Below are 21662 nucleotides of genomic sequence, written 5' to 3' on the forward strand. Positions count from 1 at the left end.
CGCGAGAGCGCTTAAAAGTAAGGTTTCCTGATGGCGGAACAGAAGCATTTGGCAAGCACAGAATGGGTCGATATTGTTAATGAAAACAATGAGGTGATAGCACAGTCCAGCCGCGAGCAAATGCGCGCGCAGTGTCTGCGTCACCGCGCGACCTATATTGTGGTTCATGATGGGATGGGCAAAATTCTGGTGCAGCGCCGTACCGAGAGCAAGGATTTCATGCCGGGTATGCTGGATGCGACCGCCGGCGGCGTGGTGCAGGCGGATGAACAGCTGCTGGACTCGGCGCGCCGCGAAGCGGAAGAAGAGCTGGGGATTGCGGGCGTGCCTTTTGCCGATCATGGCCAATTCTATTACGAAGATAAACACTGCCGCGTCTGGGGCAGCCTGTTTAGCTGTGTTTCTCATGGCCCGTTCGCCCTGCAGGAAGAAGAGGTTAGCGAAGTATGCTGGCTGACGCCGGAAGAGATCACCGCGCGCTGCGATGAGTTCACCGCCGATTCGCTGAAAGCGCTGGCGCTGTGGATGACCCGTAATGCGGGCAATACCGGCCACGATCGCGACGAGTCGGAAGAAGACGAAGCGTAATTTCCTTTACGGGTTAGCGTCAAAAAAAAGGCAGCCATTTGGCTGCCTTTTTTGTCTCAGCGGAAGATTAGTTCTGCTGCTGAGAAGACTGAATCGCCGTCAGTGCGATGGTGTAGACGATATCGTCTACCAGCGCGCCGCGGGACAGGTCGTTTACCGGCTTACGCATACCCTGCAGCATCGGCCCGATGGAGATCAGGTCAGCGGAACGCTGTACGGCTTTGTAAGTGGTGTTACCGGTGTTCAGATCCGGGAAGATGAACACGGTTGCGCGGCCAGCTACCGGAGAGTTCGGCGCTTTGGACTTCGCTACGTCGGCCATTACTGCGGCATCATACTGCAGCGGACCGTCGATCATCAGGTCAGGACGTTTTTCCTGCGCCAGACGAGTCGCTTCGCGTACTTTTTCTACATCGCTACCTGCGCCGGAGGTGCCGGTGGAGTAGGAGAGCATCGCCACGCGCGGTTCGATACCAAAGGCAATCGCAGAATCAGCGGACTGAATTGCGATTTCCGCCAGCTGTTCTGCCGTCGGATCCGGGTTGATCGCGCAGTCGCCGTAAACGTAAACCTGTTCCGGCAGCAGCATGAAGAATACGGAAGAGACCAGCGAGCTACCCGGCGCCGTTTTGATAAGCTGCAGCGGCGGACGGATGGTATTGGCGGTGGTGTGAACCGCGCCGGATACCAGGCCGTCGACTTCGTCTTGTTCCAGCATCAGGGTGCCAAGAACCACGTTATCTTCCAGCTGCTCGCGCGCAACCGCTTCGGTCATGCCTTTGTTCTTACGCAGTTCGACCAGACGCGCCACGTAGCTTTCGCGTACCACTTCCGGATCGACGATTTCAATGCCTGCGCCCAGCTCTACGCCCTGAGAGGCCGCAACGCGGTTGATCTCATCCGGGTTGCCCAGCAGCACGCAGGTGGCAATACCGCGCTCGGCACAGATGGCCGCCGCTTTAACGGTACGCGGTTCGTCGCCTTCCGGCAGAACGACGCGTTTGCCCGCTTTACGCGCCAGCTCGGTCAGCTGGTAGCGGAAGGCTGGCGGAGACAGACGACGGCTGCGCTCGGAGGTCGCGGTCAGCGATTCGATCCAGTCGGCGTTGATATAGTTGGCAACGTATTCCTGAACTTTCTCGATGCGCTCGTGATCGTCAACCGGTACTTCCAGGTTGAAGCTCTGCAGGCTCAGAGAGGTCTGCCAGGTGTTGGTGTTAACCATGAATACCGGCAGGCCGGTGGCGAAAGCACGTTCGCACAGTTTGCTGATGCGCGCGTCCATTTCATAGCCGCCGGTCAGCAGGATGGCGCCGATTTCTACGCCATTCATCGCCGCCAGGCAGGCAGCGACCAGTACGTCTGGACGGTCTGCGGAAGTCACCAGCAGAGACCCCGGACGGAAGTGCTCCAGCATGTGCGGAATGCTGCGCGCGCAGAAGGTTACGGACTTCACGCGGCGAGTATTGATGTCGCCTTCGTTGATCACGGTCGCATTCAGGTGATGCGCCATGTCGATAGCGCGCGTGGCGATCAGATCGAAGCTCCATGGCACCGCGCCCAGCACCGGCAGCGGGCTGCCGTTCTGCAGCTGCGCCGGGTCGATCTTCACGACTTTCGCTTTAGACGAGTCGTCGAAGATTTCGGACAGGTCAGGGCGGGTACGGCCTTGTTCATCAACCGGAGCATTCAGTTTGTTAACGATAACGCCAGTGATGCTGGTGTTTTTCGCGCCGCCGAAGCTGTTGCGAGTCAGTTCGATACGCTCGTTCAGCTGTTCCGGGGTATCGGTGCCCTGAGACATCACGAAGACGATTTCCGCGTTAAGCGTTTTTGCGATTTCGTAGTTCAGAGACTGAGCGAACTGGTGTTTACGGGTCGGGACCAGGCCTTCAACCAGCACCACTTCAGCATCCTGAGTGTTGGCATGGTAGTTGGCGATGATCTCTTCCATCAGCACGTCTTTCTGGTTGCTGGACAGCAGCGACTCAACGTGGCTCATGTTCATCGGCTCAGCGGCAGTCGTCGTTGAAGAGCTGGCGCGAACGATGGTGGTAGTCTGGTCTGGAGTATCGCCACCGGAACGCGGCTGGGCGATAGGTTTAAAGACGCTCAGGCGAACGCCTTTGCGTTCCATAGCGCGGATAACACCGAGGCTGACGCTGGTCAGGCCTACGCTGGTTCCGGTAGGGATCAGCATGATAGTACGGGACACGATATATCCTCTTTCGTTACCGCCAGTTTTAGGCGGGATACAAAACAGCACCGCCAGCTTACCATCATGCTTCAAGTGGCAACTCGAAGACGTCAGGGTTATCGCTGGCGGTGTGGAATTAAGCGGTCAGACGGTGTGCGTCTTGAGCGATCACCAGCTCTTCGTTGGTCGGGATAACCACGGCAGGGCGGGTGCCTTCTTTGTTGATGAAGCCAGACTTGCCGAAACGGGCAGCCAGGTTACGCTCGTGATCAACTTCGAAGCCCAGAACGCCGAGTTTACCCAGGGACAGTTCACGAACCATCGCGGCGTTTTCACCGATACCACCGGTGAAGACAACGGCGTCCAGACGACCGTCCATCAGCGCAGTGTAAGAACCGATGTACTTCGCCAGGCGGTGACAGTAAACGTCCATTGCGCGCTTAGCGTCAGCTTTATCCGCGTAGTTGTCTTCAACGTAGCGGCAGTCGCTGGTGACTTCGGTCAGACCCAGCAGGCCGGACTCTTTGGTCAGCATTTTGTTGATAGCATCTACGCTCATACCCAGCGCGTCGTGCAGGTGGAAAATGATTGCCGGGTCGATATCGCCAGAGCGAGTACCCATCACCAGACCTTCCAGCGGGGTCAGACCCATGGAGGTATCAACGCATTTACCGTTACGGATAGCGGAAACGGAACCGCCGTTGCCGAGGTGGCAGGTGATGATGTTCAGTTCTTCAACCGGCTTGTTCAGAACCTTAGCGGCTTCCTGAGTCACATAGTAGTGGCTGGTGCCGTGCGCGCCGTAACGACGTACGCCGTGCTCTTTGTACAGGCTGTACGGCAGGGCGTACAGGTAGGACTCTTCCGGCATGGTCTGATGGAACGCGGTGTCGAACACGGCAACGTTCTTGTCTTTCAGATGCGGGAAGGATTTCAGCGCTTCAGCGATACCGATCAGATGCGCCGGGTTGTGCAGCGGTGCGAAGGAAGCGGAGTCTTTGATGCCCTGAATAACGGAATCGTCGATGACAACGGAACTGGTGTATTTTTCACCGCCGTGAACGATACGATGGCCAATTGCGGTCAGCTGTGCTGACAGTTCTGGTTTTTGTGCCAGAATAGTGTTAACGATAAAGTTCAGCGCTTCACTGTGAGCGGCGCCTGCGCCTAACTCAGCTTCGTGTTTGCCGCCGTCCATTTTCCATTTGATACGGGCTTCAGGAAGATGGAAACATTCGGCTAAACCGGAGAGATATTCGTCACCGTTAACGGCATCCAGGATAGCAAATTTCAGGGAAGAGCTACCGCAGTTCAGAACCAGTACTAACTTACTCGACATGGAAGTACCTTTTATGATACGTGGCTAAAAAAACATCAGTGTGTCACAAAGCGTAGCGCAGGATGACATCGACATTTATGATTAACATCATGCCTTGTTCTGTTTTCTGGCACGATGAGGGAAGTACATATGATTTTATGTCATTTTGCATAATTTTCCGCCAGCAGCAGAATATGCGATAATTTGACTAACCTGGTAAAAGGGTCTAACCGCCCTCTCAGGTGGGCACAGGATACCTGATTGCCGCACCCATTGCCAAAATCTTTTGAACGTTGTCATGCACAGTTGGTGTTTTGCACGAAAATTTTAAGTTTTATATGTAAAGTTGAGGTATAGCCATGTCGACCCCTGAGAATCGCCCCGTTAGCTTTTTTAGCTTGTTTCGTCGCGGGCAGCACTATGCGAAGACCTGGCCCCTCGATAAGCGGCTGGCGCCGGTGTTTATCGAAAACCGCATTATTCGCGCCACCCGCTACGCGATTCGCATCATGCCGCCGGTTGCGGTCTTCACCCTGTGCTGGCAGATAGCGCTCGGCGGCCAGCTCGGCCCGGCCGTCGCCACCGCGCTATTTGCCTTAAGCCTGCCGATGCAGGGGCTGTGGTGGTTGGGCAAGCGTTCCGTCACGCCATTACCGCCATCAATACTGAACTGGTTTTATGAAGTGCGCGGCAAATTACAAGAGGCCGGTCAGGCGTTAGCGCCGGTTGACGGCAAGCCGGATTACCAGGCGCTGGCTGACACGCTTAAGCGCGCCTTCAAACAACTGGATAAAACTTTCCTTGATGATTTGTAATTCCATACGGAAAACGCATATAAAAGAAGGCGCATGATTTATGCGCCTTCTTTATTTCACGCCGTAAGTGCTACAGGAGTCAAAAATGGAAATGACCAATGCGCAGCGTCTGATTTTGTCCAATCAGTACAAGATGATGACTATGCTCGACCCGGACAACGCTGAACGTTACCGCCGTCTACAGACCATCATCGAGCGTGGATATGGGCTGCAAATGCGCGAGCTGGACCGCGAATTTGGCCAACTGACGGAAGAAACCTGCCGGACGATTATCGATATCATGGAGATGTACCACGCGCTGCACGTCTCGTGGACCAACCTCAAAGATGCGTCCGGTATTGATGAACGCCGGGTCACCTTCCTTGGCTTTGATGTCGCCACTGAGGCCCGTTATCTCGGCTATGTGCGCTTTATGGTCAATGTAGAAGGGCGCTATAGCCACTTCGACGCAGGAACTCACGGCTTTAACTCGCAGACGCCGATGTGGGAAAAATACCAGCGTATGCTGGCCGCCTGGCACTCCTGTCCGCGCCAGTATCATTTGAGTAGTAACGAAATTAACCAAATTATTAATGCCTGATGGAGGTGCCCGTGCAGTGTAAAGGTTTCCTGTTCGATCTCGACGGGACGCTGGTGGATTCTTTACCGGTTGTCGAGCGTTCATGGTGTAAATGGGGCGATCGTTTCGGCATTCCGCATGATGAAATTCTCGGTTTCATTCACGGTAAACAGGCCATCACTTCGATTCGTCATTTTATGCCGGGGCGCAGCGAAGAGGATATTCAGGCCGAGTTCCGCTTTCTTGAGCAGATTGAAGCCACTGATATCGAAGGCATTGTCGCACTGCCGGGCGCGTTAAGCTTGCTGAATACGCTTAATGAAGCGGGGATCCCGTGGGCTATCGTGACTTCGGGTTCCATTCCGGTCGCTCACGCCCGCCACCGCGCGGCAGGTCTGCCGATGCCGAAAGTGTTTGTCACCGCCGAGCAGGTGAAGAAGGGGAAACCGGCGCCGGATGCCTATCTGCTCGGCGCTGAACTGCTGGGGATACCGGCGCAACAGTGCGCGGTGGTTGAAGATGCGCCGGCGGGGCTGCTTTCCGGGCTGGCTGCCGGATGCCGCACCATCGCCGTCAACGTTCCGGCGGATGCGCCGCGTCTTGATGAAGCCGATCTGGTGCTGACAACCCTCGAGAGCTTGCGCATTGAGCGGCAGGCGGACGGCAATGTTCAGGTGAATCTTAAAGCATAATCTCATGATTTAGCCCCGCGTCGCCGGGGCTTTTTTATGCCACAATTCCGGCTCCCTCTTCAGACAAGGATAAGTTGTGAACGGTGAATTGATTTGGGTGTTATCGCTACTGGCCATCGCGGTTGTCTTGTTTGCAACCGGCAAGGTGCGCATGGATGCCATCGCGCTGATGATCATTGTTGCGTTTGTGCTTAGCGGTACGTTAACCCTCAGCGAGGCCTTCTCCGGCTTTAGCGATCCGAACGTTATTCTCATTGCTGCGCTATTTATCATTGGCGATGGCCTGGTGCGCACCGGCGTGGCGACTAAAATGGGCTCCTGGCTGGTCAAGGTTGCCGGCAATAGCGAAACCAAAATGCTGGTCTATCTGATGCTCACCGTTGCCGGGCTGGGCGCGTTTATGAGCTCAACCGGCGTCGTGGCGATATTTATTCCGGTGGTGCTCAGCGTCTCGTTGCGCATGAATACCTCGCCATCGCGGCTGATGATGCCGCTGAGCTTCGCCGGGCTGATTAGCGGCATGATGACCCTGGTGGCGACGCCGCCGAACCTGGTGGTCAACAGTGAACTGCTGCGCGAGGGGTTGCATGGATTCAGTTTCTTCAGCGTGACTCCGATTGGTCTGGTGGTGCTGGTGTTAGGTATCGTCTATATGCTGGTGATGCGTTTTATGCTGAAGGGCGAAGATGACAGCGCCGCTCGCGATGGCCGCAAGAAAAGCACCTTTCGCGATTTAATCAAAGAGTACCGCCTCACCGGTAGGGCGCGCCGACTGGCGATTCGTCCGGGCTCGCCGATGATCGGTCAGCGGCTTGATGATTTAAAGCTGCGTGAACGCTACTGCGCCAACGTTATCGGCGTTGAGCGCTGGCGGCGTTTTCGCCGGGTGATTGTCAACGTTAACGGGGTATCGGAGTTTCGCGCCCGCGACGTGTTGCTTATCGATATGTCGGCTTCCGATGTCGATCTGCGGCAGTTTTGCGGCGAACAGATGCTTGAGCCGATGGTGCTGCGTGGCGAATACTTTTCCGACCAGGCGCTGGACGTCGGCATGGCGGAAGTCTCATTAATCCCTGATTCAGAGCTTATTGGTAAAACGGTGCGCGAGATGGCCTTCCGTACCCGTTTCGGTCTGAATATCGTCGGCCTGAAGCGCGATGGCACAGCGCTCGACGGCGCGGTCGTCGATGAACCGCTGCAATTAGGCGACATTATGCTGGTGGTCGGCAACTGGCGGCAGATAGCCATGCTGGCAAAACGCGGCCGTGATTTTGTGGTGCTGAATATGCCGGTTGAGGTCAACGATGCGTCGCCCGCTCACAGCCAGGCGCCGCACGCCATATTCTGCCTGGTGTTGATGGTAGCGCTGATGCTTACCGATGAAATTCCCAACCCCATTGCCGCAATCATCGCCTGCCTGTTGATGGGCAAGTTTCGCTGCATCAATGCGGAGAGCGCCTACAAGGCGATTCACTGGCCGAGTATCATTTTGATCGTGGGGATGATGCCGTTTGCCCTGGCATTGCAGAAGACCGGCGGCGTGGATTTGGTGGTGCAGGGGTTAATGGACGTCGCCGGGAGCAAAGGCCCCTACTTGATGCTGGGTTGTCTGTTTGTGATGTGCGCGGCGATTGGTCTGTTTATCTCTAACACCGCGACGGCGGTGCTGATGGCGCCGATTGCTCTGGCGGCGGCGAAATCGATGGGGGTATCGCCGTATCCCTTCGCCATGGTGGTGGCGATGGCGGCTTCGGCGGCCTTCATGACCCCGGTCTCTTCACCGGTTAACACGCTGGTGCTCGGACCCGGTAAATATTCGTTCAGTGATTTTGTCAAAATCGGTGTGCCCTTCACCGTACTGGTGATGGTGGTCTGCGTGCTGCTGATCCCGGTACTCTTTCCGTTTTAATTCATTCAGGCCGGGCAGGGGATGCCCGGCCCGTATATTAAAGCGGTGAATCCTGGCTGATTTCATCAAGCGACAGCTGGAAGCTCGGGACAAACACCTGCATAAAGTAATCCATCTCCGGGCTGCGGCGCGACTCCAGCGTTTTTTCCAGCCGACCTTTAGCCAGCAGGAATTCGTTATTGCCGGCGGAAAGCTCTTCAAGACATTTCAGATAGGCGCACAGGGCGTCGGCCTGCTTCACAATCGACTGCTCTTCTTCACTGTAATGATGCTCATCAATCAGGGGCTCAAAGATATCGCGCAGCTCATCGGGAACCATATCGACCAGTTTTTGCTGAGCGATTTTCTCAATCGCCTTATATTCCTGGGCAATCTGCGAATTGAAGTATTTCACCGGCGTGGGCAGATCGCCGGTGAGGACCTCGGAGGCATCGTGATACATCGCCAGCAGGGCAATACGTTCGGCGTTGACCTGGCCGCCAAACTTGCGGTTCTTAATCGCCGCCAGCGCGTGGGCGACCATCGCCACCTGCAAACTGTGCTCGGAGACGTTCTCGGTACGCACGTTGCGCATCAATGGCCAGCGGTTAATTAGTTTCAGGCGGGAGAGGTGGGCAAAGAAATGACTCTGACTCATAGGAACCCTTAAGCGGTGACAACATCAGGTTCCATTGTGCGCAGGGATCGCCGCCGGATGCAAATACCGGCGGCGGCGCGATTAAAGCTGATGATAGCCGGAGAGGAAGCGGCCAAAGCGGGAAATCGCCATTTCCAGGTCATCTTCACGCGGCAGGGTGACGATACGCACGTGATCCGGCCACGGCCAGTTAAAGGCGGTACCCTGAACCAGCAGCACTTTCTCCTGTAGCAGGAAATCGAGCACCATTTTCTGGTCATCGTGGATATTAAAGCGTTTAGCATCGATTTTCGGGAACATATACAGCGCGCCTTTCGGCTTGACGCAGGAGACGCCCGGGATCTCGTTGATTAACTCCCAGGCGCGGTTGCGCTGCTCATACAAACGCCCGCCCGGAATGATAAATTCGCTAATGCTCTGGTAGCCGCCCAGCGCGGTTTGGATAGCGTGTTGCGCCGGGACATTCGCGCACAGACGCATTGAGGCCAGCATTTCCAGCCCTTCGATATAGCCTTTGGCGTGCTTTTTCGGCCCGTTCAGCACCATCCAGCCCTGGCGGAAACCGGCGACGCGATAGGTCTTCGACAGTCCGTTGAAGGTGACGGTCAGCATATCCGGCGCCAGCGCGGCGATAGAGTGGTGTTCGGCGTCGTCATACAGGATCTTGTCGTAGATTTCGTCGGCGAAAATAATCAGGTTGTGCTGACGGGCGATCTCGACTATCTCCTGCAGCAGCTCTTTGGAATAAACGGCGCCCGTTGGGTTATTCGGGTTAATGATGACGATCCCGCGGGTGCGTGGCGTAATTTTGGCGCGGATATCGTCGAGATCCGGGAACCAGTCTGAAGATTCGTCGCACAGATAGTGCACCGCTTTGCCGCTGGAAAGCGAGACAGCCGCGGTCCACAGCGGGTAGTCCGGGGCCGGAACGAGCATTTCGTCGCCGCTGTTGAGCAGCGCCTGCATGGCCTGGACGATCAGCTCTGAAACGCCGTTACCGATATAGATATCTTCCACGGTAACATCGCGCATTCCGCGCGCCTGGTAGTGCTGCATAATTGCTTTACGGGCGGAATAGAGACCTTTTGAGTCGCTGTAGCCCTGGGCGGTCGGCAGATTGCGGATAACGTCGACGAGGATTTCGTCAGGCGCATCAAAGCCGAACGGCGCCGGGTTGCCGATATTCAGCTTGAGTACCTTGTTGCCTTCTTCTTCAAGGCGTTTTGCTTCTTTTAGAACCGGACCGCGGATGTCGTAACAGACATTCTCTAACTTGCTGGATTTTTCGATAGGGGACATGAACCTTTGACCTTTTAGCTGTTATCGCCACTCCCTGCCGTGGAAGTCAGCACGGAACAATGTACTCCGCATCCCCGCTGTTTTGAAGGGTTAACAGGAGAAGATTTTGCGAATAGTATTTTTTTAGAGTAATGAATTTATCTGTGTAATGGCGTTATTCTTTATATAATGTGCCTGATATGGGTTTTTGAATGGTTTTATGTTGCGCATATTGCGCAATTGTATGGATGTTTATCTGGTTTGTTGCTGAAGGAAAAAGCGGCTTGCCTGAATTTTAACCGCTAAAAGACACTATGCTAATAAGAAAGAGGGCGACGACAACTGTAGCAACTATGTTAATTTTTTTTAATAAAACATGCCAATTAATGAATCAGGTATATTTGATTGCATGGATTATTTCGGCTTTTGTTAATTTAATTATAGTGCTGCAAAAATGTTTAAAATTACCTTAGATAATACTGATTAGCGCTTATAAATATTGTGGTTTTCGGTTAGGATATGACGGTTAATATCGACGTGTAAACCTCTGTTTAACGGCGTGATTTTATTAATATATTGTTATTGCAGGCTTTTTTGTTTGTGTTCCAGCAAGCGTTGTTATCTGTGTCGGGCTTCCGGTCGTAACGACATTTGTTATTGCAGACTTTGTTTGAGATTCATCACATAACGTAAGTCTCAGTAATTAAAAATGCGTAGAGCTACGAACAAAATATTACTCAAATTTTTCGCACATTTGTCGCGAACGAGTGCTTTCACATGCAATGACGTTCTTCCAGTTGTCACCCGCGGCAATTGTCCGCTCGGCACGAGGCTCATGGAATAGCCGGAAACCTGGATACAGCATCAACAAGGCAGGCCAGCATTAGCGCCTGTAAGTGAAGAAATATGATAAATGCAAATCGTCCGATACTAAATCTCGATCTCGATCTGCTGCGGACCTTCGTCGCCGTCGCCGATCTGAGTACCTTTGCGGCAGCCGCTGCCGCGGTATGTCGTACCCAGTCCGCCGTCAGCCAGCAGATGCAGCGACTGGAGCAACTGGTTGGCAAAGAGCTTTTCGCTCGTCATGGGCGTAATAAATTACTGACTGAGCAGGGGATCCAACTGCTCAGCTACGCGCGCAAAATACTGCGTTTTAATGATGAAGCCTGCATGTCGCTGATGTTTGGCAGTTTGCAGGGGACGTTGACTATCGGCGCCTCCGATGAAACGGCGGATACCATCCTGCCTTATCTGCTCAATCGAATCGGCAGCTTCTATCCCAAACTGACGCTGGAAATTAAGGTCCTGAATTACGCCGATATCGTTGCGAAGTTGGGCAACGGCGAGATTGACCTGGCGTTAACCACTCATCAAACCGGCGAATTTGATGTCCTGACGCTGCGTACCTCGCCGACGCTGTGGTATTGCGCCGCGGATTACGTACTGGCGCACGGTGAATCTGTTCCGCTGGTGCTGCTCGAAGAGTCCGGGCCGTTTCGCGAAGATATCATCTCGGCGCTGAATGCCGCGCAGGTCCCCTGGCATCTGGCGCATGCCGCCAGTTCTCTGGCGCATGCCGCCAGTTCTCTGGCCGGGGTGAAGGCGGCGGTGAAAGCGGGGCTTGGCGTCACCGCGCGTCCGGTAGAAATGATGAGTCCGGAACTGCGCGTGCCGGGTAAAAGCGATGGTTTGCCAGGCCTACCGGATACCCACTATGTGCTGAGCTGCAATCCACAGCGGGAAAACGAGCTGGCGCAGGCGATTTTTCAGTCCCTGAGCCAGGACCATAATCCGTGGAACACGGAAACGCTGTATACCCCGGAAGGGGGAGACGGATCTCTGGTTTCATAAAGCGAAATTATCATATATCGATCACAATAATCCGGTAACAAAATGTAAGTGTAAAAAAGAGCCGCCGATCGACAAAATGAGGTCAGTGGCTCTTTTTTTTTATATTTTACAAGGATTTTAAGCAGTTTAATAATTTATTGATATATGAATCAATGAGTTGGATTGAAAGCGACCATTGTTTCCCTGTTTTTAGCTGCAGTTTCAATACTTCCTGCTAATGTTAAAAAACCGGACGGATTGTTGCCGTTTTCCAGATGTAATTAACAAAAGCGTGTCACAGATCAAGAAAATACCCCTACTTGGGGGGAGGAATCGCGGCCAAATCCTGTCAAAATAGATTGGCGAAACTGATTTACGTCTAAAACGGACACGATTCAACAACACTAAATCCGAATGATATGCAAGGTTATTACGCAACAAAGGGCATTTAATGTTAATGAAAAGATTCCAATGTAAATTAATGTAGTTAAAACTTTTGTTAAAGTTGACAAAAGGTTAAAGAAAGGGGTAAAAAGCCACGGCATTTGGGCTTCCTCATCAACCAGGGACGCTTTTTTGCAAGGTCATTTTTTTATTCCTCCCGTGAAACGCTGTGGCGTTCATCTGCCATCAAGAGCAGAGGGTTTTGGCGCTACACTTTTTTGGTTAAGCAATGCGTATGTCAACATCCACTGAAGTCATCGCTCATCATTGGGCATTCGCTATATTTCTCATCATCGCTATCGGTCTGTGCTGCCTGATGCTCGTCGGCGGCTGGTACCTTGGCGGTCGCGCGCGCGCGCGTAGCAAAAACACGCCGTTTGAATCGGGGATCGACTCCGTTGGTTCGGCCCGCTTACGTCTTTCTGCGAAGTTTTATCTGGTCGCCATGTTCTTCGTTATCTTCGACGTGGAAGCCCTGTATCTCTACGCATGGTCAACATCCATTCGCGAAAGCGGCTGGGTTGGCTTTGTGGAAGCCGCAATTTTCATTTTAGTGCTACTGGCTGGTCTGGTTTACCTCGTTCGCATCGGCGCACTGGACTGGACGCCTGCGCGTTCCCGTCGCACGCTGGTTAACCCGGAAACAGACAGTCCCACTAACCGTCATATGCAGTAAAAGCGAGGCAATAAGATGGATTATACGCTCACCCGCATAGATCCTAACGGTGAGAACGACCGTTACCCCCTGCAAAAACAGGAGATCGTAACTGACCCCCTGGAGCAAGAAGTCAATAAAAGCGTGTATATGGGGAAACTCGAACACGCGCTGCATGACATGGTGAACTGGGGCCGTAAGAACTCGATTTGGCCGTACAACTTCGGCCTGTCTTGCTGCTATGTAGAAATGGTGACGTCATTCACTGCGGTGCATGACGTTGCGCGTTTTGGCGCGGAAGTACTGCGTGCCTCTCCGCGTCAGGCCGACCTGATGGTGGTCGCCGGTACCTGCTTCACCAAAATGGCCCCGGTTATTCAGCGCCTGTACGATCAGATGCTGGAGCCGAAGTGGGTTATCTCTATGGGCGCATGCGCTAACTCCGGCGGGATGTACGATATCTACTCCGTCGTCCAGGGCGTGGACAAGTTTATTCCGGTTGATGTTTACATCCCGGGCTGTCCGCCGCGTCCGGAAGCTTATATGCAGGCGCTGATGCTGCTGCAGGAATCCATTGGTAAAGAGCGCCGTCCTCTCTCTTGGGTGGTTGGCGATCAGGGCGTCTATCGCGCCAACATGCAATCCGAGCGCGAGCGTAAACGCGGCGAACGAATTGCGGTGACCAATCTGCGGACTCCGGACGAGATTTAACTTGCGCCTGCGGGCGGGAACCAGACTTCGCAAATCAATCTACAAAAGCAGCGAAGCCTCGCCCGGCAGTCACCACGGACCTTTTGCAATGGTGAACAATATGACTGATTTAACCGCGCATGACGCCGCACCAGCCTGGCAAACCCGCGATCACCTTGATGACCCGGTGATCGGCGAACTGCGCAACCGTTTTGGGCCGGATGCCTTTACCGTTCAGCCTACCCGTACCGGCGTTCCGGTGGTATGGGTGAAGCGCGAACAGCTGCTCGAGGTGGGTGATTTCCTGAAGAGATTGCCTAAACCTTACGTGATGCTGTTTGACCTGCACGGCATGGACGAACGTTTACGTACACACCGCGATGGCTTGCCAGCCGCGGATTTTTCCGTTTTCTACCACCTGATCTCAGTAGACCGCAACCGCGATATCATGCTCAAGGTGGCGTTGTCTGAAAACGATCTGCATCTACCGACCTTCACCAAACTGTTCCCTAACGCCAACTGGTATGAGCGTGAAACCTGGGAAATGTTTGGCGTGACCTTCGACGGTCACCCGAATCTGCGCCGCATCATGATGCCGCCGACCTGGGAAGGCCACCCGCTGCGTAAAGACTATCCGGCGCGCGCCACCGAATTCGATCCGTTTGAGCTGACCAAGGCCAAGCAGGATCTGGAAATGGAAGCGTTAACCTTCAAGCCGGAAGAGTGGGGTATGAAGCGCGGTACCGAAAACGAGGACTTTATGTTCCTCAACCTCGGCCCGAACCACCCGTCCGCTCACGGCGCATTCCGTATTATTCTGCAGTTGGATGGCGAAGAGATTGTCGACTGCGTGCCGGACATCGGCTACCACCACCGCGGCGCGGAGAAGATGGGTGAACGCCAGTCCTGGCACAGCTACATCCCGTACACCGACCGTATCGAATACCTCGGCGGCTGCGTCAACGAGATGCCGTACGTGCTGGCGGTGGAAAAACTGGCCGGGATCACCGTGCCGGATCGCGTGAACGTGATCCGCGTGATGCTGTCCGAACTGTTCCGCATTAACAGCCACCTGCTGTATATCTCGACCTTTATTCAGGACGTCGGCGCGATGACCCCGGTCTTCTTCGCCTTTACCGACCGTCAGAAAATCTACGATCTGGTCGAAGCGATCACCGGTTTCCGTATGCACCCGGCATGGTTCCGCATCGGCGGCGTCGCCCACGACCTGCCGCGCGGCTGGGATCGCCTGCTGCGTGAATTCCTTGAGTGGATGCCGAAGCGCCTGGATTCCTATGAGAAAGCCGCGCTGCGCAACACCATTCTGATTGGCCGTTCCAAAGGCGTTGCCGCCTACACCGCGAAAGAAGCGCTGGAGTGGGGCACCACTGGCGCAGGTCTGCGCGCGACCGGTATCGGCTTCGACGTGCGTAAATGGCGTCCTTATTCTGGCTACGAAAACTTCGACTTTGAAATCCCGACCGGCGGCGGCGTTTCCGACTGCTACACCCGCGTGATGCTAAAAGTGGAAGAGCTGCGCCAGAGCCTGCGCATTCTCCAGCAGTGCCTCGATAATATGCCGGAAGGCCCGTTCAAAGCGGATCACCCGCTGACCACGCCGCCGCCGAAAGAGCGCACGCTGCAGCACATTGAGACCCTGATTACGCACTTCCTGCAGGTTTCCTGGGGCCCGGTGATGCCGGCCAACGAATCCTTCCAGATGGTTGAAGCGACGAAGGGGATTAACAGTTACTACCTGACCAGCGACGGCAGCACCATGAGCTACCGTACCCGTATTCGTACCCCGAGCTATGCGCACCTGCAGCAGATCCCGGCGGCGATCCGTGGCAGCCTGGTATCCGACCTTATCGTCTATCTGGGTAGTATCGATTTTGTTATGTCAGACGTGGACCGCTAATTATGCACGAGAATCAACAACCACAAACCGAGGCTTTTGAGCTGAGTGCGGCAGAGCGTGAGGCTATTGAGCACGAAAAGCACCACTACGAAGACCCGCGTGCGGCGTCCATCGAAGCGCTGAAAATTGTTCAAAAACAGCGCGGCTGGGTGCCGGATGGCGCGATCTACGCGATCGCCGATGTGCTGGGGATCCCGGCAAGTGACGTCGAAGGCGTGGCGACATTCTACAGCCAGATCTTCCGCCAGCCGGTTGGCCGTCACGTGATCCGCTACTGCGACAGCGTGGTGTGCCATATCACCGGCTTCCAGGGGATCCAGTCCGCTATCGAGAAAAAGCTGGACATCAAACCGGGTCAAACCACCTTTGATGGCCGCTTCACGCTGCTGCCGACCTGTTGCCTTGGCAACTGCGACAAGGGGCCGACCATGATGATTGATGACGACACGCACAGTTATCTGACGCCGGAAGCGATTCCTGACCTCCTGGAGCGGTATAAATGAAAACCATTATTCGTACTGCCGAAACGCATCCATTAACCTGGCGTCTGCGCGATGACAAGCAGCCGGTGTGGCTGGACGAGTATCGCAGTAAAAACGGTTATGAAGGGGCGCGCAAGGCCTTAAGCGGTATGGCGCCGGATGAAATCGTCAATGCGGTAAAAGACGCCGGCCTGAAAGGGCGCGGCGGCGCGGGCTTTTCCACCGGTCTGAAGTGGAGCCTGATGCCGAAAGACGAGTCCATGAACATCCGTTACCTGCTGTGTAACGCCGATGAAATGGAACCGGGTACCTATAAAGACCGTCTGCTGATGGAACAGCTGCCGCACCTGCTGGTGGAAGGCATGCTGATCTCCGCCTTTGCGCTGAAGGCCTGGCGCGGTTACATCTTCCTGCGCGGCGAATATATCGAAGCGGCGCAGCATCTGCGTCGTGCGATCGCCGAAGCCACTGAAGCAGGCCTGTTGGGGAAAAATATCCTCGGCACCGGTTTTGACTTCGAGCTGTTCGTGCATACCGGGGCAGGGCGCTATATTTGCGGTGAAGAGACGGCGCTTATCAACTCCCTGGAAGGCCGCCGCGCGAACCCGCGCTCCAAGCCGCCGTTCCCGGCGAGCTCGGGCGTATGGGGCAAACCGACCTGCGTCAACAACGTTGAAACCCTGTGCAACGTGCCTGCCATTCTCGCCAACGGCGTGGAGTGGTATCAGAATATTTCAACCAGCAAAGATGCCGGCACCAAGCTGATGGGCTTCTCCGGGCGCGTGAAGAATCCGGGCGTCTGGGAACTGCCTTTCGGCACCACCGCGCGCGAGATCCTCGAAGATTACGCCGGCGGCATGCGTGATGGCCTGAAGTTTAAAGCCTGGCAGCCGGGCGGCGCCGGTACCGACTTCCTGACCGAAGCGCACCTCGATTTGCCGATGGAGTTTGAAAGCATTGGTAAAGCCGGTAGTCGTCTGGGCACCGCGCTGGCGATGGCCGTCGACCACGAGATCGGCATGGTTCCGCTGGTGCGCAACCTCGAAGAATTTTTTGCCCGCGAATCCTGCGGCTGGTGTACGCCTTGTCGCGACGGCCTGCCGTGGAGCGTGAAGATCCTGCGCGCCCTGGAGCGCGGCGAAGGCCAGCCTGGCGATATCGAAACCCTTGAGCAACTGTGTCGATTCCTCGGGCCGGGTAAAACCTTCTGCGCGCACGCGCCGGGCGCGGTTGAACCGCTGCAGAGCGCTATCAAATATTTCCGCGAAGAATTCGAGGCTGGCATTAAGCAGCAGTTCAGCAATACCCATGCAATTAACGGTATTCAGCCGAACCTGCTTAAGACGCGCTGGTAATCTAAAGGTTTTTTATTTTTGGAAGCACGCAAATGGCTACGATTCATGTAGACGGCAAAGAATACGAGGTCAACGGAGCGGACAACCTGCTAGAGGCTTGTCTCTCTCTTGGTCTTGATATTCCATACTTTTGCTGGCACCCGGCGCTAGGGAGCGTCGGTGCTTGCCGCCAGTGCGCGGTGAAGCAATATCAGAACGCGGAAGACACGCGTGGTCGCCTGGTGATGTCCTGTATGACTCCGGCATCTGACGGCACCTTTATTTCTATTGACGACGGCGAAGCGAAGCAGTTCCGCGAAAGCGTGGTGGAGTGGCTGATGACCAACCACCCGCACGACTGCCCGGTCTGCGAAGAGGGCGGCAACTGCCACCTGCAGGATATGACGGTCATGACCGGTCATAGCTTCCGCCGCTATCGTTTCACCAAGCGTACCCACCGCAACCAGGATCTGGGGCCATTTATTTCTCACGAAATGAACCGCTGCATCGCCTGCTACCGCTGCGTTCGCTACTATAAAGATTATGCCGATGGCACCGATCTGGGCGTTTATGGCGCTCATGACAACGTCTACTTTGGCCGCCCGGAAGATGGCACGCTGGAAAGCGAGTTCTCCGGTAACCTGGTTGAAGTTTGCCCGACCGGCGTCTTCACCGATAAAACGCACTCTGAGCGTTACAACCGTAAGTGGGACATGCAGTTTGCGCCGAGCATCTGCCAGCAGTGTTCCATTGGCTGTAACATCAGCCCTGGCGAACGCTATGGCGAGCTGCGTCGTATCGAAAACCGCTATAACGGTACCGTTAACCGCTACTTCCTCTGCGACCGCGGTCGTTTCGGCTATGGCTACGTAAACCTCAAAGATCGTCCGCGTCAGCCGGTTCAGCGCCGCGGCGACGATCTGATCGCGCTCAACGCCGAACAGGCGATGCAGGGGGCGGCGGATATTCTGCGCCAGTCGAAGAAAGTCATTGGTATCGGTTCTCCGCGCGCCAGCATTGAAAGCAACTTCGCGCTGCGTGAGCTGGTCGGTAGCGAAAACTTCTATACCGGCATCGCTAAAGGCGAACAAGCGCGCCTGCAGATGATGCTCAAAGTGCTGCGCGAAGGCGGGATCCATACCCCGACGCTGCGCGATATCGAATCCTACGATGCGGTACTGGTGCTGGGCGAAGATATTACTCAGACCGGCGCGCGCGTTGCCCTGGCGGTACGCCAGGCGGTGAAAGGGAAAGCTCGCGAAATGGCGGCGGCGCAGAAAGTGGCCGACTGGCAGATTGCGGCAATTCTCAACATCGGACAGCGCGCGAAGCATCCGTTATTTGTCACTAATATCGACGACACTCGCCTGGATGACATCGCGGCGTGGACCTATCGCGCGCCGGTGGAAGATCAGGCGCGTCTGGGCTTCGCTATCGCCCATGCGCTGGATGACAGCGCGCCGGCGGTTGATGGCCTGAGCCATGACCTGCAGGGTAAAGTCGATGTTATCGTTCAGGCGCTGGCAGGGGCGAAAAAACCGCTGATTATCTCCGGTACTAACGCCGGTAGCATGGAAATCATTCAGGCTGCCGCCAACGTGGCGAAAGCGTTGAAAGGCCGCGGCGCCGATGTTGGCGTGACCATGGTCGCCCGCGCGGTGAATAGCGTCGGTCTGGGCATGATCGGCGGCGGCTCGCTTGAAGAGGCGCTGGGCGAACTGGAAAGCGGCGCCGCAGACGCGGTTATCGTGCTGGAAAACGACCTGCACCGTCATGCTTCCGCCGCGCGCGTCGACGCTGCGCTGGCGAAAGCGCCATTGGTGATGGTGGTTGACCATCAGCGCACCGCGATTATGGACAAAGCGCACCTGGTGCTCTCCGCGGCAAGCTTTGCGGAAAGCGACGGTACCGTTGTTAACAACGAAGGCCGCGCCCAGCGTTTCTTCCAGGTTTACGACCCGGCTTACTACGACGCGAAAACCGTGATGCTGGAAAGCTGGCGCTGGCTGCATTCGCTGCACAGCACCGTCAACAACCGTCAGGTTGACTGGACGCAGCTGGACCACGTCATTGATGCGGCGATTGCGGCGTTGCCGCAGCTGGCGGGCATTAAAGATGCCGCGCCGGATGCGACCTTCCGCATTCGCGGCCAGAAGCTGGCGCGTGAACCGCACCGCTACAGCGGCCGCACGGCGATGCGCGCCAACATCAGCGTGCACGAACCGCGTCAGCCGCAGGATAAAGACACCATGTTCGCCTTCTCAATGGAAGGGAACAACCAGCCGTCCGCGCCGCGTTCGCAGATCCCGTTCGCCTGGGCGCCGGGCTGGAACTCCCCGCAGGCATGGAACAAATTCCAGGATGAAGTGGGCGGTAAACTGCGCCACGGCGATCCGGGCGTACGTCTGATTGAAGCTTCCGCCAGCGGGCTGGAGTACTTCACGGCGGTTCCGGCCAGCTTCCACGCGGAAGAGGGCAAATGGCGTATTGCGCCGTACTATCACCTGTTTGGCAGCGATGAGCTGTCGCAGCGTTCTCCGGTGTTCCAGAGCCGGATGCCTGAGCCGTACATCAAGCTGAACCCGGCGGATGCCGCAAAGCTTGGCGTCAATGCCGGGGCGATGGTTTCCTTCAGCGTTGAAGGCCAGACGCTGAGTTTGCCGCTGGTTATTTCTGAAGGGCTGGCTGCGGGACAGGTTGGCTTACCGATGGGCATGCCGGGCATCGCGCCGGTACTGGCCGGGGCGCGTATTGATTCACTGCAGGAGGCGCAAGCATGAGTTGGTTAACGCCGGATCTTATCGACATTCTGTTAAGCATCCTGAAGGCCGTGGTCATTCTGCTGGTGGTCGTCACCTGCGGCGCGTTCATGAGCTTCGGCGAGCGTCGTCTGCTCGGCCTGTTCCAGAACCGCTACGGACCTAACCGCGTGGGCTGGGGCGGTTCGCTGCAGCTGGTCGCCGACATGATCAAGATGTTCTTCAAAGAGGACTGGATCCCGCGCTTCTCCGATCGCGTGATCTTTACTCTGGCGCCGGTTATCGCCTTTACTTCGCTGCTGCTGGCCTTTGCTATCGTGCCGGTTAGCCCGTCGTGGGTGGTCGCCGACCTCAACATCGGTATTCTGTTCTTCCTGATGATGGCAGGCCTGGCGGTTTACGCGGTCCTGTTCGCCGGTTGGTCGAGCAACAACAAATACTCGCTGCTGGGGGCGATGCGTGCTTCCGCGCAAACGCTGAGCTACGAAGTGTTCCTCGGTCTCTCCCTGATGGGCGTGGTGGCGCAGGCGGGGTCATTCAACATGACCGATATCGTCAACAACCAGGCGCATCTGTGGAACGTCATCCCGCAGTTCTTCGGCTTCGTGACTTTCGCCATCGCCGGCGTGGCGGTGTGTCACCGTCACCCGTTTGACCAGCCGGAAGCGGAGCAGGAACTGGCCGATGGTTACCACATTGAATATTCCGGTATGAAATTCGGTCTGTTCTTCGTCGGTGAATACATCGGTATCGTCACCGTCTCAGCGCTGATCGTGACGCTGTTCTTCGGCGGCTGGAATGGCCCGTGGTTACCGCCTTTCATCTGGTTCGCGCTGAAAACCGCGTTCTTCATGATGATGTTCATTTTGATCCGCGCATCATTACCGCGTCCGCGTTATGACCAGGTAATGTCCTTTGGCTGGAAGGTATGCCTGCCGTTAACGCTGGTCAACTTGTTGGTAACGGCGGCTGTCATTCTCTGGCAGGCGCAATAAGGGGTGAATTGAACATGACCTTAAAAGAATTATTGGTAGGGTTCGGCACCCAGGTCCGCAGTATTTGCATGATCGGGATGCACGCCTTCGCCAAACGTGAAACTCAGATGTACCCGGAAGAGCCGGTATATCTGCCGCCGCGCTATCGTGGCCGTATCGTGCTGACGCGCGATCCGGACGGTGAAGAGCGCTGCGTTGCCTGTAACCTGTGTGCGGTAGCCTGCCCGGTTGGCTGTATCTCTCTGCAGAAAGCAGAGACCAAAGACGGCCGCTGGTACCCGGAGTTCTTCCGCATCAACTTCTCACGCTGCATTTTCTGCGGCCTGTGCGAAGAAGCGTGCCCGACCACGGCGATTCAGTTGACCCCGGACTTCGAACTGGGCGAATACAAACGTCAGGATCTGGTGTACGAAAAAGAGGATCTGCTGATTTCCGGTCCGGGCAAATACCCGGAATATAACTTCTACCGGATGGCGGGTATGGCAATCGACGGCAAAGATAAGGGCGAAGCGGAAAACGAAGCTAAGCCAATCGACGTCAAGAGCCTGTTACCGTAAGG

18 protein-coding genes are annotated in these 21662 nt (G+C 55.6%); 14 read left to right on the top strand and 4 right to left on the bottom strand.

Annotation, left to right across the window (positions count from 1 at the left end):
• Positions 1–30: 30 nt before the first annotated feature.
• A complete protein-coding gene (yfcD, locus tag ACSEMK_RS07985) occupies positions 31–588 on the top strand; it encodes an NUDIX hydrolase YfcD (protein ID WP_430914748.1) in 558 nt (185 codons plus the stop codon).
• Between the two features lie 67 nt (positions 589–655).
• On the opposite strand, the gene pta is transcribed toward yfcD, so the two are convergent.
• Together pta and ackA are read right to left on the bottom strand one after the other, a co-directional pair.
• Positions 656–2803 carry a phosphate acetyltransferase gene (gene pta / locus ACSEMK_RS07990; protein ID WP_015706164.1) on the bottom strand — a complete coding sequence of 716 codons (2148 nt, stop codon included), beginning with the start codon at positions 2801–2803 and terminating at the stop codon, positions 656–658.
• 118 nt (positions 2804–2921) lie between these two features.
• Complete coding sequence (gene ackA / locus ACSEMK_RS07995) at positions 2922–4124, bottom strand: acetate kinase (RefSeq protein WP_015365576.1); 1203 nt, start codon at positions 4122–4124, stop codon at positions 2922–2924.
• 338 nt (positions 4125–4462) lie between these two features.
• Between ackA and yfbV the strand changes: the two genes are divergently transcribed.
• The 4 genes from yfbV (at position 4463) to ACSEMK_RS08015 (ending at position 8078) form a co-directional block, all read left to right on the top strand.
• Entirely contained in the window at positions 4463–4918 is a 456-nt protein-coding gene (gene yfbV, locus ACSEMK_RS08000; protein WP_015365578.1) for a terminus macrodomain insulation protein YfbV, read from the top strand.
• Between the two features lie 85 nt (positions 4919–5003).
• The gene (locus ACSEMK_RS08005) at positions 5004–5498 is read left to right on the top strand and encodes a YfbU family protein (protein ID WP_015365579.1); all 495 of its coding nucleotides are present in this window, start codon (positions 5004–5006) and stop codon (positions 5496–5498) included.
• Positions 5499–5509: 11 nt separating this feature from the next.
• Positions 5510–6169 carry a sugar phosphatase gene (locus ACSEMK_RS08010; protein WP_087860199.1) on the top strand — a complete coding sequence of 220 codons (660 nt, stop codon included), beginning with the start codon at positions 5510–5512 and terminating at the stop codon, positions 6167–6169.
• A 76-nt stretch (positions 6170–6245) separates the two neighbouring features.
• Complete coding sequence (locus ACSEMK_RS08015; protein WP_308958772.1) at positions 6246–8078, top strand: SLC13 family permease; 1833 nt, start codon at positions 6246–6248, stop codon at positions 8076–8078.
• 37 nt (positions 8079–8115) lie between these two features.
• Here ACSEMK_RS08015 and yfbR read toward each other — a convergent pair whose 3' ends face one another.
• Both yfbR and alaA read right to left on the bottom strand, forming a co-directional pair.
• Complete coding sequence (gene yfbR, locus ACSEMK_RS08020) at positions 8116–8715, bottom strand: 5'-deoxynucleotidase (protein ID WP_032712094.1); 600 nt, start codon at positions 8713–8715, stop codon at positions 8116–8118.
• A gap of 81 nt (positions 8716–8796) precedes the next feature.
• Positions 8797–10014 (bottom strand): alanine transaminase AlaA, encoded by a 1218-nt coding sequence (gene alaA / locus ACSEMK_RS08025; protein ID WP_015365583.1) that lies wholly within the window; start codon positions 10012–10014, stop codon positions 8797–8799.
• A gap of 885 nt (positions 10015–10899) precedes the next feature.
• Between alaA and ACSEMK_RS08030 the strand changes: the two genes are divergently transcribed.
• From ACSEMK_RS08030 to nuoI, 9 genes are all read left to right on the top strand, one after another.
• Positions 10900–11847 carry a LysR family transcriptional regulator gene (locus ACSEMK_RS08030; RefSeq protein WP_435336340.1) on the top strand — a complete coding sequence of 316 codons (948 nt, stop codon included), beginning with the start codon at positions 10900–10902 and terminating at the stop codon, positions 11845–11847.
• A 652-nt stretch (positions 11848–12499) separates the two neighbouring features.
• Complete coding sequence (gene nuoA, locus ACSEMK_RS08035; RefSeq protein WP_002913181.1) at positions 12500–12946, top strand: NADH-quinone oxidoreductase subunit NuoA; 447 nt, start codon at positions 12500–12502, stop codon at positions 12944–12946.
• 15 nt (positions 12947–12961) lie between these two features.
• The gene (gene nuoB, locus ACSEMK_RS08040; protein WP_002913178.1) at positions 12962–13636 is read left to right on the top strand and encodes an NADH-quinone oxidoreductase subunit NuoB; all 675 of its coding nucleotides are present in this window, start codon (positions 12962–12964) and stop codon (positions 13634–13636) included.
• 88 nt (positions 13637–13724) lie between these two features.
• Positions 13725–15533, top strand: a complete 1809-nt coding sequence (gene nuoC / locus ACSEMK_RS08045; RefSeq protein WP_015365585.1) for an NADH-quinone oxidoreductase subunit C/D — start codon at positions 13725–13727, stop codon at positions 15531–15533.
• A 2-nt stretch (positions 15534–15535) separates the two neighbouring features.
• Positions 15536–16036 (top strand): NADH-quinone oxidoreductase subunit NuoE, encoded by a 501-nt coding sequence (nuoE, locus tag ACSEMK_RS08050; RefSeq protein WP_015365586.1) that lies wholly within the window; start codon positions 15536–15538, stop codon positions 16034–16036.
• A complete protein-coding gene (gene nuoF, locus ACSEMK_RS08055; RefSeq protein WP_308958774.1) occupies positions 16033–17370 on the top strand; it encodes an NADH-quinone oxidoreductase subunit NuoF in 1338 nt (445 codons plus the stop codon). Before nuoE ends, nuoF begins: the two co-directional genes overlap by 4 nt.
• A gap of 32 nt (positions 17371–17402) precedes the next feature.
• The gene (gene nuoG / locus ACSEMK_RS08060; protein ID WP_430914750.1) at positions 17403–20129 is read left to right on the top strand and encodes an NADH-quinone oxidoreductase subunit NuoG; all 2727 of its coding nucleotides are present in this window, start codon (positions 17403–17405) and stop codon (positions 20127–20129) included.
• Positions 20126–21103 (top strand): NADH-quinone oxidoreductase subunit NuoH, encoded by a 978-nt coding sequence (nuoH, locus tag ACSEMK_RS08065; RefSeq protein WP_015365589.1) that lies wholly within the window; start codon positions 20126–20128, stop codon positions 21101–21103. The genes nuoG and nuoH overlap by 4 nt, the downstream gene beginning before the upstream one ends.
• Before the next feature lie 14 nt (positions 21104–21117).
• Positions 21118–21660 carry an NADH-quinone oxidoreductase subunit NuoI gene (gene nuoI / locus ACSEMK_RS08070; protein WP_015365590.1) on the top strand — a complete coding sequence of 181 codons (543 nt, stop codon included), beginning with the start codon at positions 21118–21120 and terminating at the stop codon, positions 21658–21660.
• Positions 21661–21662: the final 2 nt, after the last annotated feature.

The organism is Klebsiella sp. K-3 (genome assembly GCF_051207495.1).
In the GTDB taxonomy this organism is placed as follows: domain Bacteria; phylum Pseudomonadota; class Gammaproteobacteria; order Enterobacterales; family Enterobacteriaceae; genus Klebsiella; species Klebsiella aerogenes.

Bases quoted from the DNA above. Each gene is read 5' to 3' on its own strand.
- nuoE (WP_015365586.1), top strand. From the start codon at position 15,536: ATGCACGAGAATCAACAACCACAAACCGAGGCTTTTGAGCTGAGTGCG.
- nuoI (WP_015365590.1), top strand. From the start codon at position 21,118: ATGACCTTAAAAGAATTATTGGTAGGGTTCGGCACCCAGGTCCGCAGT.
- ACSEMK_RS08005 (WP_015365579.1), top strand. From the start codon at position 5,004: ATGGAAATGACCAATGCGCAGCGTCTGATTTTGTCCAATCAGTACAAG.
- nuoH (WP_015365589.1), top strand. From the start codon at position 20,126: ATGAGTTGGTTAACGCCGGATCTTATCGACATTCTGTTAAGCATCCTG.
- nuoA (WP_002913181.1), top strand. From the start codon at position 12,500: ATGCGTATGTCAACATCCACTGAAGTCATCGCTCATCATTGGGCATTC.
- alaA (WP_015365583.1), bottom strand. From the start codon at position 10,014: ATGTCCCCTATCGAAAAATCCAGCAAGTTAGAGAATGTCTGTTACGAC.
- ackA (WP_015365576.1), bottom strand. From the start codon at position 4,124: ATGTCGAGTAAGTTAGTACTGGTTCTGAACTGCGGTAGCTCTTCCCTG.
- yfbV (WP_015365578.1), top strand. From the start codon at position 4,463: ATGTCGACCCCTGAGAATCGCCCCGTTAGCTTTTTTAGCTTGTTTCGT.
- nuoB (WP_002913178.1), top strand. From the start codon at position 12,962: ATGGATTATACGCTCACCCGCATAGATCCTAACGGTGAGAACGACCGT.
- nuoC (WP_015365585.1), top strand. From the start codon at position 13,725: ATGGTGAACAATATGACTGATTTAACCGCGCATGACGCCGCACCAGCC.
- nuoF (WP_308958774.1), top strand. From the start codon at position 16,033: ATGAAAACCATTATTCGTACTGCCGAAACGCATCCATTAACCTGGCGT.
- yfbR (WP_032712094.1), bottom strand. From the start codon at position 8,715: ATGAGTCAGAGTCATTTCTTTGCCCACCTCTCCCGCCTGAAACTAATT.
- ACSEMK_RS08030 (WP_435336340.1), top strand. From the start codon at position 10,900: ATGATAAATGCAAATCGTCCGATACTAAATCTCGATCTCGATCTGCTG.
- nuoG (WP_430914750.1), top strand. From the start codon at position 17,403: ATGGCTACGATTCATGTAGACGGCAAAGAATACGAGGTCAACGGAGCG.
- yfcD (WP_430914748.1), top strand. From the start codon at position 31: ATGGCGGAACAGAAGCATTTGGCAAGCACAGAATGGGTCGATATTGTT.